We start from the raw sequence: 15,897 nt of genomic DNA, 5'->3' as shown, positions 1-15,897 counted from the left end.
CCTGAAAAGGCCCTTCTTTTTCAAAATTTAAAAAATTATGCTTGATAAGTCCTTACAAGAACAAACAGAAAAAGTTGCAAGCAAAGATGATTTCCCAATTAATTGGATAGATAGAATTACTTTATTTATAAGCCATACAATTAAATATTTAATCCCGGTCATTGTAATTGTAATGATGTATGAAATTTTTATGAGATATATTATGGAAAAGCCAACTATGTGGGTAAATGAACTATGTTTGTGGTTAGCAGGAGTTATTTATTTAGTCGGCGGAATATATGCAACAAGACTTAGAAGTCATATAAGAATTGTGATGTTGTATGATTATGTAGAAAGACCAACTCAAAGGATTTTTGATTTAATAAGCACATTAGTAATAGTCATTTTTGCTGCTGCTGTCATTTATGGAGGTTGGGAAGACGCACATAGATCATTTGTAACTTGGGAAAGATTCGCAACTTTTTGGGATCCTCCAATTCCTGCAACCATGAAGCCGCTTACACTGATTTGTGTATTCCTTATCGCTGTTCAATCAGTAAATAACTTAATAGTAGATTGGAAAAACCCAAAAGAAAAACAATACGACCCCTCAAAAGACTTAAAATAAAATGGATATAGGAACGCTATCATTAATTGTAATATTTGGACTGCTATTACTTATTGCTATTGGAGTTCCACTTGGTTTTGCATCAGGTTTTATGGCAGCAGTTATTGTATTTGTAAATATTGGCGAACATGCAATGGGTATTTTACTTTCAAGATATTATTCACTTGTTGTAACTTATTCTTTTTTATCTGTTCCTTTATTCATATTTATGGCCTCCTTACTTGAGCGCTCAAATATAGCTAGAGATTTGTATGATGCTTTAAATGCATGGTTAAGAAAAACGAGAGGTGGTGTTGGTGTCGTAACAGCTATCATGGCGACAATTATGGCTGCGATGAGTGGAATTATTGGAGGAGAAATAGTTTTACTAGGCTTGATTGCATTACCTCAGATGTTGAGACTTAAATATGACCAAGATATGTCTATTGGAATTATTTGTGCGTCAGGTTCTTTAGGAACAATGATACCGCCATCAATTGTTTTAATCATTTATGGATTAACAACTCAAACATCTATTACGATGCTGTTTCAAGAGGCAATAGTTCCAGGTTTAATGATCTCAGGTTTAATAATTACTTATATTTTAGTTCGGACAAGATTGCAGCCGCATTTAGCACCATTAAGCGATGAACCACCATTAACTTTTAAAGAAAAAATGTCTTACCTTCCAGGTCTGCTTCCTCCAATTGGAATAGTGGTAATTGTTTTGGGTTCAATTTATTCTGGTATAACAGGAATTACTGAAGCAGCAGGAATGGGTGTTGTTGCAACATTAATCATAATTTTTTTTAGAAAAGAGTTAACGTGGTTTTTATTTAAAGATGCATTAGTTAGAACTTTTAAGGCTTCTGGAACAATTTTAACAATTACATTTGGAGCAACTACTTTAGCTGGAGCTTATTCTTTAGCAGGTGGTCCAACTTATGTTGCAGAAACAATATTAGCCTACGATTTAAAACCTATGTATCTAATCTTTATGATGCAAATAATGTTTTTAATACTAGGAGCATTTATGGATTGGGTGGGGATTGTTTTATTAGCAATGCCTGTATTTTTACCTATAGTTTTAGCACTTGGTTTTGACCCTATTTGGTTTGGAATTCTATTTTGTGTAAATATGCAAGTTTCATTTTTAAGCCCACCATTTGGGCCAGCTGCTTTTTATTTAAAATCTGTTACTCCACCTCACATTTCATTGACAGATATTTTTAGAGGATTTGGTCCTTTCATAGTAATTCAATTAATTGTTTTAGCGTGCGTGATGTTCTTTCCAGAATTTACGACACAAAATTTCCACGAGTTCAAACCCACTAAATAATGAAAAAAATTGGTTTTATTGGGATAGGCCTAATGGGTCTACCTATGGCAAAAAACTTATTGAAAGCTGGTTATAGTTTAAAAGGTTTCAATAGATCCCAAAAGAAAGCTGAAGCCTTAAAAGAATTTGGTGCAGAAATCGCAACTTCTATTGATGATGTCGTAAGTAATAGTGATGTTGTGATCACTATGCTTACTGATGATACGGCAATTAATGAAGTAATGGATAGTTCTAATTTTTTAGAAAATTTAAAATCAAATGCTACAGTTATTGATATGAGTTCAGTTAAGCCTACTACAGCAACTAAATATGGTAATAATTTAAAATCTAAAAATATTAAATATTTAGATGCACCTGTTTCTGGAGGAACTATTGGGGCAGAAGAGGCCTCATTAGCAATAATGGTAGGTGGTGAACAAGATGTTTTTAATGAAGCTCTTAATGTTTTAAAAGCTATGGGCAATCCAACTTTAGTAGGACCAGTTGGAAGTGGACAAGTTTCTAAATTAGCAAATCAAATTATAGTTGGATTAACTATTGGAGCAGTTGCAGAAGCCATAACTCTTTGTGAAAAAGCAGGAGCAAACCCAAATAAAATGATCAAAGCCTTATCAGGTGGTTGGGCAGATAGTAAAATTCTTCAAACACATGGAAAGAGAATGATTGATAAAGACTTTACTCCAAAAGGTCGAACTTCAGTTCATTTAAAAGATATGAATAACATTTTAGAGTGTGCAAATAGCCATAATACTCATTTACCTATTTCAAATTTAGTTAAAGAAATGTATAAAACTCTTGTTGAAAATGGACATGGAGAAACAGACCATAGTTCTCTTTATAAAGAAATTGAAAGGATAAATAAAAAATGAGTGGTAGATTAGAAGGTAAAAAAATAATAGTAACAGCAGCTGGCCAGGGAATTGGAAAAGCAACTGCAATTGCTTTTCATAATGAAGGAGCAAGTGTTACAGCAACAGATTTAAACGATAAAACCTTAGCTGATTTAAATAAAGAATATCCTAATATTAATGTTCAAACATTAGACTCAACAAATAACGAAGCAATTTTAGAATTTATAAAAACATTAGACAAAGTAGATGTTTTATTTAATGCGGTAGGATTTGTTCATCATGGAAGTATTCTTGAATGTGAAGAAAAAGACTGGAATTTTTCTTTTGATGTAAATGTCAAATCTATGTACCAAATGTGTAAAGCAATTTTACCTTTAATGGTTAAGCAAAACGGAGGAAGTATAATTAATGTTTCATCTTGCGCTTCAAGTTTAAAAGGATTTCCCAATAGATTTGTATATGGCACAACAAAAGGAGCAGTAATTGGTTTAACCAAATCAATAGCAGCCGATTTTGTTAAGCAAAATATAAGATGTAATTCTATAGCACCAGGAACAGTGTTTTCACCTTCTTGGCAAGATAGAGTTAATCAAAGCCCAGATCCAGTTCAAGCCAAAAAAGATTTTATAGCTAGACAGCCTATGGGAAGATTAGGAACAGCAGAAGAAATTGCAGCTGTAGCTGTTTATTTAGCTGGTGATGATGCAACATTTACAACAGGAACAACTATTTCTGTTGACGGTGGAATTTCAATTTAATTAATAAAAAAAGGAAAGTTATGAAATTATTAAGAGTAGGACAAAAAGGAAATGAAAAACCCGCAGCATTAGATAAAGAGGGTAAGATTAGAGATTTAAGTTCACATATTAAAGATTTAAATCCTGATCATGTAAATTTTGAAACTATATCTAAATTACAAAGTGTGGATTTATCTTCGTTACCAGAACTATCTTCAAGTGAAAGAGTTGGTTCATGTCTTACAAAACCAGGAAAATTTGTAGCAATAGGTCTTAATTATTCTGACCATGCTGCCGAAACTGGAGCAGAAGTTCCGTCAGAACCTATAATGTTTATGAAGGCAACTAGCTGTATAACTGGCCCTAATGATAATGTTGAAATAGTTTCAGGGTCAAAAAAATTAGATTGGGAAGTTGAACTTGGAATTGTAATTGGAAAAGATACAAAACACATTTCAGAAGATAAAGCTCAAGATCATATTTTAGGATATTGTTTAGTTAACGATGTTAGTGAAAGAGAATGGCAAATTGAAAAAATGGGTCAATGGGTAAAAGGAAAATCTCATGATACCTATGGACCTATTGGGCCTTATCTTGTTACAAAAGATGAAATATCAGACATCAATAATTTAAAAATGAGCTTAGATGTAAATAGTAATAGAATGCAAACAGGTAATACAAGTACAATGATTTTTAATGTAAATGTGATTGTGTCTTATGTAAGTAAATTTATGTCATTACAACCTGGTGATATTATTACTACTGGAACACCTCCAGGGGTTGGAATGGGAATGAAACCTCAGCAATTTTTGAAAGCTGGAGACACAATGAAATTATCAATAGAAAACTTAGGTGAGCAAAACTCGAAAGTAGTTGCGATATAATAAATTGTGAAAATAACTTCTATTAAAAGTCATGTACTTAAATATGAGTTAGAAAAAGAACTAGGGTATTCACAACAATATTATAAATTTAGAACTGCCCATCTTGTAGAAGTTCAAACAGATGAAGGAATAACAGGTTGGGGTGAATGTTTTGGACCTGGTAATATTGCTTTAGCTAACAAGTTTATTGTTGAAAAAGTAATTCAACCATTAATCATTGGCGAAAATCCTTTAAATAAAGAGCACATTTGGCATAAAGTTTATAATCTTTTAAGAGATAGTGGGCAAAAAGGAATGCCAATTCAGGCATTGTCTGGTGTTGATATTGCACTATGGGATATCTTAGGAAAAAAAACTAAAAGCCCTCTTTACCAATTGATTGGTGGAAAGTGTAATGAGCAAGTTCCAGTATATGGTTATGGAATGATGTTACAAAAAAAATCTACATCAGAATTAATTGATTTATTTAAAGAAGAAGCAAGCCAAATTAAATCTAAAAATTTTAAAGCTATGAAAATGAAGATTGGATTGGGACCAACTGAAGATCTTAAGTTGGTCAGAGCAGTAAGAGAAGTTGTTGGAAAAGATTTTAGACTAATGGTAGATGCAAATCATGCATATAATCTAAATGATGCTTTATTTGTTGGTAGAGGTTTAGATGAGCTTGATATTTTTTGGTTTGAAGAACCTGTGGCGCCTGAAGATTATGATGGCTATAGAGAATTAAAGCAAAAAATCAAAACAAATATTGCAGGAGGGGAAGCTGAGTTTACAAAATATGGATGGAATGAATTAATTAAAAAAAAATGTATAGATATAGCTCAACCAGAAGTTTGTGGATTAGGTGGAATTACTGAGTATTTAAAAGTATCTGCATTAGCACAAGCTAACTTTATACCAGTTGTAAACCATGTCTGGGGATCTGCTGTAAGTATTGCAACTAATCTACATTTGTTAATAGCTCAACCTGATATGCCAGGAGGTTTATTTCCTTCAAAATCAATGCTTGAGTTTGACACAACAGAAAAAAATATTTTTATCACTGATCTTCCGACTGAAAGTTTTTCAATTCTAGATCAAGTAAAAGAAAATAAAGGATTTGCGTCTGTATCAGATAATCCTGGAATAGGAATAACCCCTAACTTTGATTTTATTAAAGAATTTGAAGTCAATGAATAAAATTAAAACAACTGAACCTAAAGTTCTCTGGAAATTAAGATGTAAACTTGGGGAAGGAACTCTCTGGGTTAAAGAACATAATTCAATTTACTTTGTAGACATTAAAAAAAAATATTTTTTCTCTTTAAATACAAAAAATAACAAAAAGAAAAAATTTAAAGTTGATAAAGAAATTGGTTTTTTGGCTCATATTAAAAATAATATCTTTATCTTGGGTCTTCAAGGTGAATTAAGAATTCAAAATATAAAAACAAAAAAAATAATAAAAAGTATTTTAATCGAACAGGGTATTAAATTAAATAGAATTAATGATGGAAAAACTGATCCAAAAGGAAATTTATGGTTTGGAACTATGGACAATCTAGAAAGAAAAATTGAAAAAGGCTCACTTTATAAATTAGATAAGAACTTAAATTTAACTAAAGTCGATAAGAATTATAGAATTACTAACGGACCAGCATTTATAGATGAAAATAATTTTTATCACACCGATAGTTCAAAAAAGATAATTTATAAAATAAAAATTAATAATCAAAATAAAATTATTAATAAAAAAATATTTAAAAAATTTTTACCAAAGGATGGATCACCAGATGGTATGACTTTGGATAGAGACAAAAATCTTTGGGTAGCACACTTTCATGGCGCTTGTGTTTCAGTATTTAATAAAAATGCTAAATTAATTCATAGAATTAATTTGCCAGCAAAAAATATAACTAATTGTACATTTGGTGGACAAAAAAATAATGAAATTTTTATTACTTCAGCAACAAAAGGTATGAACAGAGCTGATCTGCAAAAATTTAGATATTCAGGTTTCTTATTTAGTGTAAAAACTAACTCGAAGGGAATTTTACAAAAAAAATTTATTATAGCTGATGAAAAAAAGAGATCTTTATTATGAGCGAATTCCTACAAAACTTTTACGAGAAGATATAAGGTTATTAGGAACATTTCTTGGAAGAGTTATAAAAGATCAGGAAGGTATTGGTTTTTTTAAGATTGTAGAGAGATTAAGATTATTATCTAAAAATACATTATTAGATAAAAATAAAAGAAAAGTTTTTTCAAAAATATCTAAAGAAATTAAAAAACTACCACCCAAACAAACTTTCAAAATTACTCGAGCATTTTCTCATATTCTAAATTTAATGAATCTTGCAGAGTCATTAGATGCATCACGAAAACTAAATGAATATGACAATCCTTTCTTTAAAGATAAAAATCAAAATATATTTATTGAAGACATAATTAATGGACTTTTTAAGGATAAAAATATTTCTAATAATAAAATATACGAACAAGCTAAAAATTTAGATATTGGCATTGTTCTAACCGCCCATCCAACTGAGGTAAAAAGAAGAACATTGATTCAGAAATACGCCAATTTAATTGATTTAATGGAACAGAGACATTTGTATAAAAAGTATCCATCAAAAATTATTGAAATAGACAGAAAACTTTATACCGAAATCACAATAATATGGAAAACTGATGAACTTAAAAGATCAAAACCCTCTCCATTAGATGAGGCAAAATGGGGTTTGGCAATTATTGAAGACAGTTTGTGGGATACAATTCCCAAAGTTTACAAAAGATTAAATGATATTTTTAGAAAAAATTTAAAAAAAGATTTACCAAGGACTTTTAATCCTATTCAATTTGGATCGTGGATGGGCGGTGATAGAGACGGCAACCCTAATGTAACAGCCGAAGTTACTAAAAAGGTAATTTTATTTTCTAGATGGCAAGCTGCTAAATTGTATGAAAAAGAATTAACTAAATTAATTCAAGACCTATCAATGAAAGAATGTTCTCAAAAGATCAGACGAGTAGTTGGAAATACTTTTGAGCCATACAGAGTATATTTAAGACCTACGAGAGATAAAATAAGAAGAACTCACCAAATAATAGAGAGACATTTAAATAAAAATATATCACTTGATGAAAGTAAATTATTACAAAGTAAAAATGAAATTTTAGAACCATTAAGAGATATAAGGGACTCATTAAATTTAAATCGTGGACAACATGTGGGAAATTCAGATCTATTAGATTTGATTAGAAGAGTTAGATGTTTTGGAATTAATCTTGCAAAATTAGATATAAGACAAGAGTCTTCACGTCATGAAAAATTGATAAATGATGCAATAAAAAATAAATATAAAACTAATTACTTAAAACTATCTGAAAATAAAAAAATAAATTTACTAAATTCTTTAATTAAACAAAAAAAATATTTTTTAGATAAAATAAATATTAGAGATAAAGAAAACAAAGAGGTTTGGGATACTTTTAAACAGATTTCTAAAGAGCCAGCTCAATGTCTTGGTGCTTATGTAATATCAATGACTTCAAAAGCTTCAGATATTTTATCAGTTTATTTTTTGCAAAAACAAGCTCAAATTAAGAATTTACTAAGAGTAGTTCCACTTTTTGAGACATTAGATGATTTAAAAAATGCAAAAGATGTAATGGAAAATCTCTTTAAATTATCTTGGTATAGAAAACTCATAAACAATCAGCAGGAAGTAATGATTGGTTATTCAGATTCTAGCAAAGATGCAGGAAAACTATCTGCAAGTTGGCATCAATACAAGCTTCAAGAAGAGCTTAGAAATCTAGCTAAAAAATATAAAATAGATTTAGTTTTTTTCCATGGCAGAGGTGGTTCTGCTGGAAGAGGAGGAGGACCTATACAAGCAACATTAAAATCTCAACCTTCAAATACTGTAAATGGGAAAATTAGAATTACGGATCAAGGCGAAGTAATTCAACAAAAATATGGATACAAACCTCTGGCAGAATACAATCTTTGTAGTTACATTGGTGCAGTGATGGATGCATCGTTAAACCCTCCTCCAAGATCAAAAAAAAATTGGAGAGAGTTAATCCAGAAAATGTCTGAAATATCGACTTCAGCCTATAGAAAATATTTAAACCAAAGTGAAGATTTTATAAGATACTTTAAAACAGTCACTCCTCACAAATCACTTGGAAAACTTGCGATAGGATCAAGACCAACTAAAAGAAAAAATGTTGATAACATACAAAGCCTACGAGCTATACCTTGGGTATTTGCATGGACTCAAATACGATTAATGTTGCCTGCTTGGCTTGGAACAACAGAAGCATTGAGATATGGTTCAATAAAAAAATTTTCCAAAACACTAACAGACATGGAAAGAAATTGGCCATATTTTGTGTCAACTATGGATATTTTGGACATGGTAATTTCAAAAGTAGATACTGAAATCTCAGTAATTTATGAAAAAAATTTAGCAGATGAATCTTTAAAAAGAATTGGAAAAAAATTAAGGTTTCAATTTAATGCACTGGTGAAGTTACATAATAAAATTACTCCCAAAGATGTAGTAAAAGAGAGAAAAGAATTTAGAAAAGCATTATTTATAAGAAATAATTACACAGAAATGTTAAACATATTGCAATCTGATATAATGAATAAATTAACAAATAAAAAATATAAAAAATTAGATAAAAAATTTTTAGAAGATTCTTTAATGACTTCAATTGCTGGAATTTCTGCTGCTATGAAAAACACAGGTTAAATGATTGAATTATTAATAGCTTTTGGAGCAGGACTTATTAGTTTTTTGTCCCCATGCGTTTTACCTTTGATACCTGGATATGTTTCTTTTATTTCAGGGCAATCATTACAAGAAATTTTAAAATCAAAAAAAATAGATGTTTTACCTTTAATTTTATTTTGTTTTGGATTTTCAACTGTATTTATTATCTTGGGAGCTTCAGCATCCTTTTTAGGTCAAACACTTTTGCAAAATTCAGAAATATTAAGGGTGCTGGCAGGTATTGTAATAATAATTTTTTCTCTACAATTAATCGGATTAATAAATATTGGTTATTTGAACTTGGAAAAAAGATTTGAAGCAAAGAAATCACAACACATCTTATTTCCCTATTTAATAGGGTTGGCTTTTGGATTTGGGTGGACACCATGTATTGGTCCAATTTTAGGTTCAATACTAGCTTTAGCTTCTATAGAGGAAACTTTATCAAAAGCTATTATGTTATTGAGTTTTTATTCTATTGGTCTTGCAATCCCCTTTATACTTTCAGGGTATTTAATTCAAAAATTTTTATTATTTTCTAAAAATTTTAAGAAAAATATTAATCTTATATCCAAATCTGGTGGAATTATTCTTTTAGTTACAGGTATATTAATTTTAACAAATCAACTGCAGGCAATTGGTTTCTACATAATTAAAATTTTTCCATTTATGCAAAATTTCGGTTAATAATAATTTATGAAAATTTATCAAATAGATTCAAGCGCTAGAAAAAAAGGTTCTACTTCAAGAGCATTAGCCAAAAAAGTATTAGATAAAATTAAAAAACCTGAGGACGAGGTTGTTTATAGAGATCTAGATGATGAAATGCTTTTTGTGAGTGGTCTCACTGAGTCTGGTATGAAAATTGACGAAAAAGATCAAACAGAAGAACATAAAAAGATGTTTAGTCTGTCAGATAAACTTGTTTCTGAATTAAAAGAGAGTGACATTATTATAATTTCAGCCCCAATTTATAATTATGGTCCTCCAGCAACGTTAAAAGCATGGTCTGATTTAGCTGCTAGAGTAGGAGAAACTTTTAGATTTAAACCCGATGGAAGAAGAGAAGGATTATTAAAAAATAAACGCGCATATTTAGTGATTACTTCTGGAGGAACCAAATTAAACTCTAAGGAAGATTTCTTAACACCATGGTTAAAATACATATTAAATTTTTTTGGCATAGAAAAGGTTGATGTAGTTAGTGCTGACCAAATGGCATTAGACTATGAAAAATCAATCAAAGAGGCTGAAGAACAAATTCATAATTTAGCCTAAATAAATAGATATTTTTACAATTATTTGTCTAATTAAATTTATTTTGTTAACATAAGATATGAGAATATTTCTTTTTATAATTTTAAGTTTGTTTTTTTTTACTAATAGCAATGCAGGATGTGACGATCCATTGACTGATGGAGTAGATTACTCAAATTGTAGGTTTTCAGATGCTCAAGATTTGCAAGGAAGTTACTTACCTAATTCAAATCTTTCATTTGCAAGTTTTATTCAAGTAAATTTTGATAAGAGTATCATGATGAATTCAAATTTGTCATTTGGAACTTTTCCTGAATCTACTTTTGTAAGAGCAAATTTATATGAAACAATCTCTATAGGAGCAAATTTTGAAAAAACAAATTTTACAGGTTCAAATTTGACAAGAGTTGATTTTATGGGTGCCACTTTAATAGAGTCAAATTTTCAAAATGCAAATCTAATGGAAGCTAATTTTACCTCTTCTAACATTACCAATGCTAATTTTGATGGTGCTAATTTAATTGGCGCGACATGGACTAGTGGTGAAACGTGTGGTCCAGGATCAATAGGCACTTGTAATAAGTAGTCATGAATACTGCTATCAAAACTGACGATGTAATATTCAATTTTTTTAAACAGATTTGTGATGAAAAAGATGATCAAAAATGTGTTGAGCTTGGTAATGAATGGATAAAAGCAATGGAGACAAATTTATCAAGTATGGAAGCTAATCTTAATGGTGCTGATAAATTAAAACATCAAGATGACATTAAAAGTAATCGAGATCATCTAAACAATCTTAAAAAAAAAAATTCATCAGAATGGCGAGACTATGCAACTCAATGTATGATTGAGATAATGAATCATAAAAGCCAACAATAATGAGCAATCAAGAGAGAGTTTTTATAATCATTTGTTTGTCTTTGATAATTTTTACTCTTTATTATTTAATAGAGAAACATTTGATATAAAAAAAACCTTTCATAAAGGGTAAAAATATACTATTTGTTAATTAAAGGGGTGTCTAGATAGACTGAGATTAAACCCTAAGAACCTGTCCGGTAATTCAGAAAGGGAGAACAATGGATAATACACACTTAATAAGTCAATCAACATCATTATTAATAGTTATAGTTATAAGCTTAATTTTTACGGTGCTAGGGCTATATCACTCAAGAAAATTCAAAGGTATAAACAATTATCTTACAGCAAATAGAAACGTAGGTTTATTCTCATTAACTACAAGTTTGGTTGCCTCCGCATTAGGAGCATGGATTTTATTTGGTCCAGCTGCAGCAGCTACATGGGGTGGAATAGGTGCTGTTTTAGGATATTCACTTGGTACAGCTTTTCCAATGATTTTTTTAATCTATTTTGGAAAAAAAATTAGAACTGAATTTCCAAAAGGATCATCACTCATAGAATTTATGAGAAAAAAATTTGGAAAGAGTTTGTTTAAACTGATTTTGTTAATGACTATATTTTATATGTTCATATTTTTGTGTGCAGAAGTAACAGCAGTATCTGTGTTAATAAACTATATATCAGGTACAGAATTATGGATTACTGCATTAATAGTACTTTTAGCAACATTAACCTACACACTATATGGTGGTTTGAGAGCATCTATTTTCACAGATAATATTCAAATGATCGTGATCAGTATACTTTTGTTAATTTCAATAATTTATATTTTATCTAATACTGGAAATAATTTTTCATTTGAGTTTATAGAACAAAAAAATCCCCAATTATTAAGTGGCTCCTATGCACCAAGTTACACTGCTGGACTAACTTTTTTTATAGCTGTAGCAGCAACTAATTTATTTCACCAAGGGAATTGGCAAAGAGTATATGCTGCAAAAAATTACCAAATTCTTAAACAAAGTTTGTTAATTTCTTTTTTTATAATTGTGCCAGTAGTTTTTTTCATGGGATTTACTGGAATGGTGTCTTTTTCTATAGATCCTAGTCAAAGACCTGATTTAGGTTTTTTTACGTTATTACTAAAGGAGCAAACGCAAACTCTATCTTTATTAATAATTATACTTGGATTATCGCTTACAATTTCGACTGTTGATACTTTAGTTAATGCAATATCCAGCTTATTTGTGGTGGATGGAAAAGCAACATTTAAACTTAATAAAAATACAGATTATCTAAAATTATCAAAATATTTTATAATTGCCATATCCTTAGTTTCATTCTTTATTGCTTCAAAAGGTTTTGATATTTTGTATTTATTTTTACTAGCTGATTTATTTTGTTGTGCGTTTGTGTACACAGTTTTTTATAGTTTTTATAATAAAGGAGTAAATGAAAAAGTCGCATATGTTGCAATTATTATAGGATTAATTGGTGGCTTTCTATTGTTTCCATTTCCAGATTTTTCAAAAAGTTTACTTGTTGGTGTGCTAATGTCTAAAGATTTATTTGCTCCATTTGTTACACAATCTTTGTTGTTTTTATCTTTTGTAGTAGCAACTTTTTTTCCAGCGATAATACTTTTAATAAAAAAAAACTAATATCTAGATTATATTAAGAGACCATTTTTATGGTCTCTTTTCACTGTTATTTATATCTTATTGAAATTCAATAAATAACCTCTATATAACTATCAATCCCAAATGTCTGAAATTCAAATAAGCATTAACAATCTTTCAAAAGTCTACGATAATGGCTTCAAGGCACTTAATAATGTCAGCCTCAAAGTAAAACAAGGCGAAATCCTTGCTATGCTTGGACCCAATGGTGCTGGTAAAACAAGTTTAATTAGTATTATTTGTGGAATTGTTAAACCATCTTCAGGTACAGTCACAATAGATAATTTTGATATTATAAAAGACTATAGAGAGACAAGATCAATAATAGGACTTGTTCCCCAAGAATTAAATTTAGAGTCTTTCGAAACTGTGTTTGACACAGTGTCTTACTCCAGGGGACTGCATGGAAAAGCACCGAAGCCTGAACATATTGAAAAAATTTTAAAAGATTTAAGTTTGTGGGACAAAAAAGACCAAAGATTGAGACAATTATCTGGTGGAATGAAAAGAAGAGTTTTAATTGCTAAAGCTTTATCTCATGAGCCTAAGATACTATTTCTTGACGAGCCAACTGCTGGTGTTGACGTAGAACTTAGAAGAGACATGTGGATGGTTGTTGATGATCTTAGAAAAACTGGAGTCACAATTATTTTAACAACACACTATATTGAAGAAGCAGAAGCCATAGCTGATCGTGTGGCTGTTATAAATCAAGGTGAAATTATTATTGTTGAAGATAAAAAAGAATTAATCAAGAAAATGGGTCATAAAAAATTAACTGTTGAATTACAAGAAAAAATTACAAATATCCCTGAGAATTTACTTAAATATAATCTTGAAATAGGTGAAGAGTTCATATCTTTAATTTATACTTACAATGTACAAGCTAAAAAAACTGGTATTACTGATTTGTTACAAGATTTAAAAGACACTGGATTAAAATTAAAAGATTTAAAAACAGAACAAAGTACTCTGGAAAAAATATTTGTTAATTTGGTAAAGGAAAATAATGAAATTTAACTATTATGGCTTCAAAGCTATTTATGTTCATGAGATGAATAGATTTATAAGAACAATCGGTCAGTCTATTCTTTCGCCAGTAATATCTACATCATTATATTTTGTAGTTTTTGGTTCAGTTATTGGGGGTTATATTGAAAAGATTGATGGTGTTAGTTATGGATCGTTTATTGTTCCGGGCCTGTTAATGCTAACTTTATTAACTCAATCAATAAGTAATACTTCATTTGGAATATTTTTTCCAAAATTTAATGGAACAATTAACGAAATTTTAGCAGCACCTATATCAACACTTGAAACAGTCCTCGCTTTTGTTGGGGCAGGAGCTACAAAAACTTTAATGGTTGGAACGGTAATTTTTATTACAGCATCATTTTTTGCTGATGTGACTGTTAAATATCCAATGTTAATGATATTTCTATTAGTTTTAGTCTCATTTACTTTTGCATTATTTGGATTTTTAATTGGAGTTATTAGTAAAAACTTTGAACAAATGTCTATCATCCCATCATTAGTAATCACACCAATGGTGTTTTTAGGAGGAAGTTTATACTCCCTTGATATGCTACCACCTTTTTGGCAAACAATATCTTATTTTAATCCAGTAGTTTATTTAATTGATAGCTTAAGATTTTCTTTTTACGGTGTAGCTGATTTTAATATTTGGAAAAGTATCAGTTCAATGATGGTATTTTTGATAATTTGTATAACAGCAGTTTCGTATATTCTTAAAAAAGGTTATAATATTAAATCTTAATTACTAGCTATTTTCTTTTTTGGATCATAAAAAGGTTTTTCAACAACAATACAATCAAACACACCCTCATTTGTAGTTATTTTAAACTCATTTCCTATTTCTGATTGTTCAACTGAAATCATAGCTAAAGCAATATTTTTTTTTAGTCTAGGAGAGTAAACTGCAGATGTAACTTTACCAATATCAACATTATCTTTTGTAATTTTCCAAAAAGTTGTATTTGGTGATTTTAAAGGGTCACAATTTATTTCGATACCAACTTGTTTTCTTTTTATTCCTTCTTGTTTAATCTTTTTTAACGCTTCCTTTCCAATAAAATTAATATCTTCGTCTAAATTTATTAAACGATCTAATCCTAGCTCAAATGGATTAGTATTGATATCTGCATCAGCATGATATGAAAGCATTCCGCCTTCAATTCTTCTAATAGAGGATGTGTGACCTGGCTGCAATCCATGTTGCTTACCAGTTAGCATTATTTTTTCGTATAATTCATTTCCTTTAGAAGCATCTCTTAAATATATTTCATAACCAAGTTCACTTGACCAACCTGTTCTAGAAACAATCAAAGGTATTCCATCTAAATCATATTCTTTTAACCAATAGTATTTTAAATTTTTAATTTCTTCTCCAAAAAGTTTGACCATTATTTCACCTGATGTTGGCCCTTGAAGTTGTAATGGAGAAACATCTGGTTCTTTAATTTGAACATCAAAACCTGAATTTACTGCAACACCTTGTGCCCATAATAAAATATCACTATCTGCAAGTGATAACCAAAAATGATTTTCAGCTAATCTTAATAATACTGGATCATTTAAAATACCACCTTCATTATTTGTAATTAAAACATATTTGCATTGCCCAATAGCAAGTTTTGATAAATCTCTAGGTGTCAATAATTGTGTAAATTTGTATGCATCGGGACCAGTAATCTCAACCTGTCTTTCGACTGCTACATCACAAAGAATAGCTTTTTCAATTAAGTTCCAGAAATTTTGCTCAGGATTCCCAAAATCCCTTGGAATATACATATGATTATAAACTGAAAATCCTGTAGCACCCCATTTGACAGTGGAGTCAAAGTAAGGAGACTTTCTAATTTGTGTACCAAAACCAAAATTTTTATTACTCATTTTTGATAATTAACAGCC

The 15,897-nt window shown here is 29.8% G+C and carries 16 protein-coding genes; 15 read left to right on the top strand and 1 reads right to left on the bottom strand.

Features of this window, described 5'->3' with window-relative positions; all coding sequences use genetic code 11:
* Positions 1–37: 37 nt before the first annotated feature.
* The 15 genes from AC5SLZ_RS04260 (at position 38) to AC5SLZ_RS04190 (ending at position 14,743) form a co-directional block, all read left to right on the top strand.
* On the top strand, positions 38–607 hold the full coding sequence (locus AC5SLZ_RS04260; protein WP_051348057.1) for a TRAP transporter small permease subunit: 570 nt from the start codon (positions 38–40) through the stop codon (positions 605–607).
* A 1-nt stretch (position 608) separates the two neighbouring features.
* Entirely contained in the window at positions 609–1,925 is a 1,317-nt protein-coding gene (locus AC5SLZ_RS04255) for a TRAP transporter large permease subunit (RefSeq protein WP_051348059.1), read from the top strand.
* Complete coding sequence (locus AC5SLZ_RS04250) at positions 1,925–2,794, top strand: NAD(P)-dependent oxidoreductase (RefSeq protein WP_028036765.1); 870 nt, start codon at positions 1,925–1,927, stop codon at positions 2,792–2,794. The genes AC5SLZ_RS04255 and AC5SLZ_RS04250 overlap by 1 nt, the downstream gene beginning before the upstream one ends.
* Positions 2,791–3,534, top strand: coding sequence for an SDR family oxidoreductase (locus tag AC5SLZ_RS04245; protein WP_028036766.1), 744 nt, complete (start codon positions 2,791–2,793; stop codon positions 3,532–3,534). Before AC5SLZ_RS04250 ends, AC5SLZ_RS04245 begins: the two co-directional genes overlap by 4 nt.
* Positions 3,535–3,554: 20 nt before the next feature.
* Complete coding sequence (locus AC5SLZ_RS04240) at positions 3,555–4,397, top strand: fumarylacetoacetate hydrolase family protein (protein WP_028036767.1); 843 nt, start codon at positions 3,555–3,557, stop codon at positions 4,395–4,397.
* Positions 4,398–4,403: 6 nt separating this feature from the next.
* Entirely contained in the window at positions 4,404–5,576 is a 1,173-nt protein-coding gene (locus AC5SLZ_RS04235) for a mandelate racemase/muconate lactonizing enzyme family protein (RefSeq protein ID WP_028036768.1), read from the top strand.
* The gene (locus AC5SLZ_RS04230; RefSeq protein WP_494615070.1) at positions 5,569–6,480 is read left to right on the top strand and encodes an SMP-30/gluconolactonase/LRE family protein; all 912 of its coding nucleotides are present in this window, start codon (positions 5,569–5,571) and stop codon (positions 6,478–6,480) included. The genes AC5SLZ_RS04235 and AC5SLZ_RS04230 overlap by 8 nt, the downstream gene beginning before the upstream one ends.
* Positions 6,455–9,145, top strand: a complete 2,691-nt coding sequence (gene ppc / locus AC5SLZ_RS04225) for a phosphoenolpyruvate carboxylase (RefSeq protein ID WP_494615069.1) — start codon at positions 6,455–6,457, stop codon at positions 9,143–9,145. The genes AC5SLZ_RS04230 and ppc overlap by 26 nt, the downstream gene beginning before the upstream one ends.
* The gene (locus AC5SLZ_RS04220) at positions 9,146–9,853 is read left to right on the top strand and encodes a cytochrome c biogenesis protein CcdA (RefSeq protein WP_028036771.1); all 708 of its coding nucleotides are present in this window, start codon (positions 9,146–9,148) and stop codon (positions 9,851–9,853) included.
* A 9-nt stretch (positions 9,854–9,862) separates the two neighbouring features.
* Complete coding sequence (locus AC5SLZ_RS04215; protein WP_028036772.1) at positions 9,863–10,444, top strand: NAD(P)H-dependent oxidoreductase; 582 nt, start codon at positions 9,863–9,865, stop codon at positions 10,442–10,444.
* A 58-nt stretch (positions 10,445–10,502) separates the two neighbouring features.
* Positions 10,503–11,009 (top strand): pentapeptide repeat-containing protein, encoded by a 507-nt coding sequence (locus AC5SLZ_RS04210; protein WP_028036773.1) that lies wholly within the window; start codon positions 10,503–10,505, stop codon positions 11,007–11,009.
* Between the two features lie 2 nt (positions 11,010–11,011).
* Positions 11,012–11,305 (top strand): hypothetical protein, encoded by a 294-nt coding sequence (locus AC5SLZ_RS04205; RefSeq protein WP_028036774.1) that lies wholly within the window; start codon positions 11,012–11,014, stop codon positions 11,303–11,305.
* A 200-nt stretch (positions 11,306–11,505) separates the two neighbouring features.
* Positions 11,506–12,948, top strand: coding sequence for a sodium:solute symporter family transporter (locus AC5SLZ_RS04200; protein ID WP_494615067.1), 1,443 nt, complete (start codon positions 11,506–11,508; stop codon positions 12,946–12,948).
* A gap of 102 nt (positions 12,949–13,050) precedes the next feature.
* Positions 13,051–13,986, top strand: coding sequence for an ABC transporter ATP-binding protein (locus AC5SLZ_RS04195; RefSeq protein ID WP_028036776.1), 936 nt, complete (start codon positions 13,051–13,053; stop codon positions 13,984–13,986).
* A complete protein-coding gene (locus AC5SLZ_RS04190; protein WP_494615066.1) occupies positions 13,976–14,743 on the top strand; it encodes an ABC transporter permease in 768 nt (255 codons plus the stop codon). Before AC5SLZ_RS04195 ends, AC5SLZ_RS04190 begins: the two co-directional genes overlap by 11 nt.
* Here the strand turns inward: AC5SLZ_RS04190 and AC5SLZ_RS04185 are convergent.
* A complete protein-coding gene (locus tag AC5SLZ_RS04185; protein ID WP_494615065.1) occupies positions 14,740–15,879 on the bottom strand; it encodes a glycine cleavage T C-terminal barrel domain-containing protein in 1,140 nt (379 codons plus the stop codon). The two genes, AC5SLZ_RS04190 and AC5SLZ_RS04185, sit on opposite strands and share 4 nt — an antisense overlap.
* Positions 15,880–15,897: the final 18 nt, after the last annotated feature.

The sequence above is a fragment of the Candidatus Pelagibacter sp. PS_06 genome, from assembly GCF_059418045.1.
Note: the sequence above shows the minus strand (reverse complement) of the source record. Positions and strands in the feature narration are given on the sequence as shown.

Coding starts and splice junctions, on each gene's coding strand:
- AC5SLZ_RS04230 (WP_494615070.1), top strand. CDS start 5,569: ATGAATAAAATTAAAACAACTGAACCTAAAGTTCTCTGGAAATTAAGA.
- AC5SLZ_RS04215 (WP_028036772.1), top strand. CDS start 9,863: ATGAAAATTTATCAAATAGATTCAAGCGCTAGAAAAAAAGGTTCTACT.
- AC5SLZ_RS04255 (WP_051348059.1), top strand. CDS start 609: ATGGATATAGGAACGCTATCATTAATTGTAATATTTGGACTGCTATTA.
- AC5SLZ_RS04250 (WP_028036765.1), top strand. CDS start 1,925: ATGAAAAAAATTGGTTTTATTGGGATAGGCCTAATGGGTCTACCTATG.
- AC5SLZ_RS04210 (WP_028036773.1), top strand. CDS start 10,503: ATGAGAATATTTCTTTTTATAATTTTAAGTTTGTTTTTTTTTACTAAT.
- AC5SLZ_RS04205 (WP_028036774.1), top strand. CDS start 11,012: ATGAATACTGCTATCAAAACTGACGATGTAATATTCAATTTTTTTAAA.
- AC5SLZ_RS04240 (WP_028036767.1), top strand. CDS start 3,555: ATGAAATTATTAAGAGTAGGACAAAAAGGAAATGAAAAACCCGCAGCA.
- AC5SLZ_RS04185 (WP_494615065.1), bottom strand. CDS start 15,879: ATGAGTAATAAAAATTTTGGTTTTGGTACACAAATTAGAAAGTCTCCT.
- ppc (WP_494615069.1), top strand. CDS start 6,455: ATGAAAAAAAGAGATCTTTATTATGAGCGAATTCCTACAAAACTTTTA.
- AC5SLZ_RS04200 (WP_494615067.1), top strand. CDS start 11,506: ATGGATAATACACACTTAATAAGTCAATCAACATCATTATTAATAGTT.
- AC5SLZ_RS04260 (WP_051348057.1), top strand. CDS start 38: ATGCTTGATAAGTCCTTACAAGAACAAACAGAAAAAGTTGCAAGCAAA.
- AC5SLZ_RS04195 (WP_028036776.1), top strand. CDS start 13,051: ATGTCTGAAATTCAAATAAGCATTAACAATCTTTCAAAAGTCTACGAT.
- AC5SLZ_RS04220 (WP_028036771.1), top strand. CDS start 9,146: ATGATTGAATTATTAATAGCTTTTGGAGCAGGACTTATTAGTTTTTTG.
- AC5SLZ_RS04245 (WP_028036766.1), top strand. CDS start 2,791: ATGAGTGGTAGATTAGAAGGTAAAAAAATAATAGTAACAGCAGCTGGC.
- AC5SLZ_RS04190 (WP_494615066.1), top strand. CDS start 13,976: ATGAAATTTAACTATTATGGCTTCAAAGCTATTTATGTTCATGAGATG.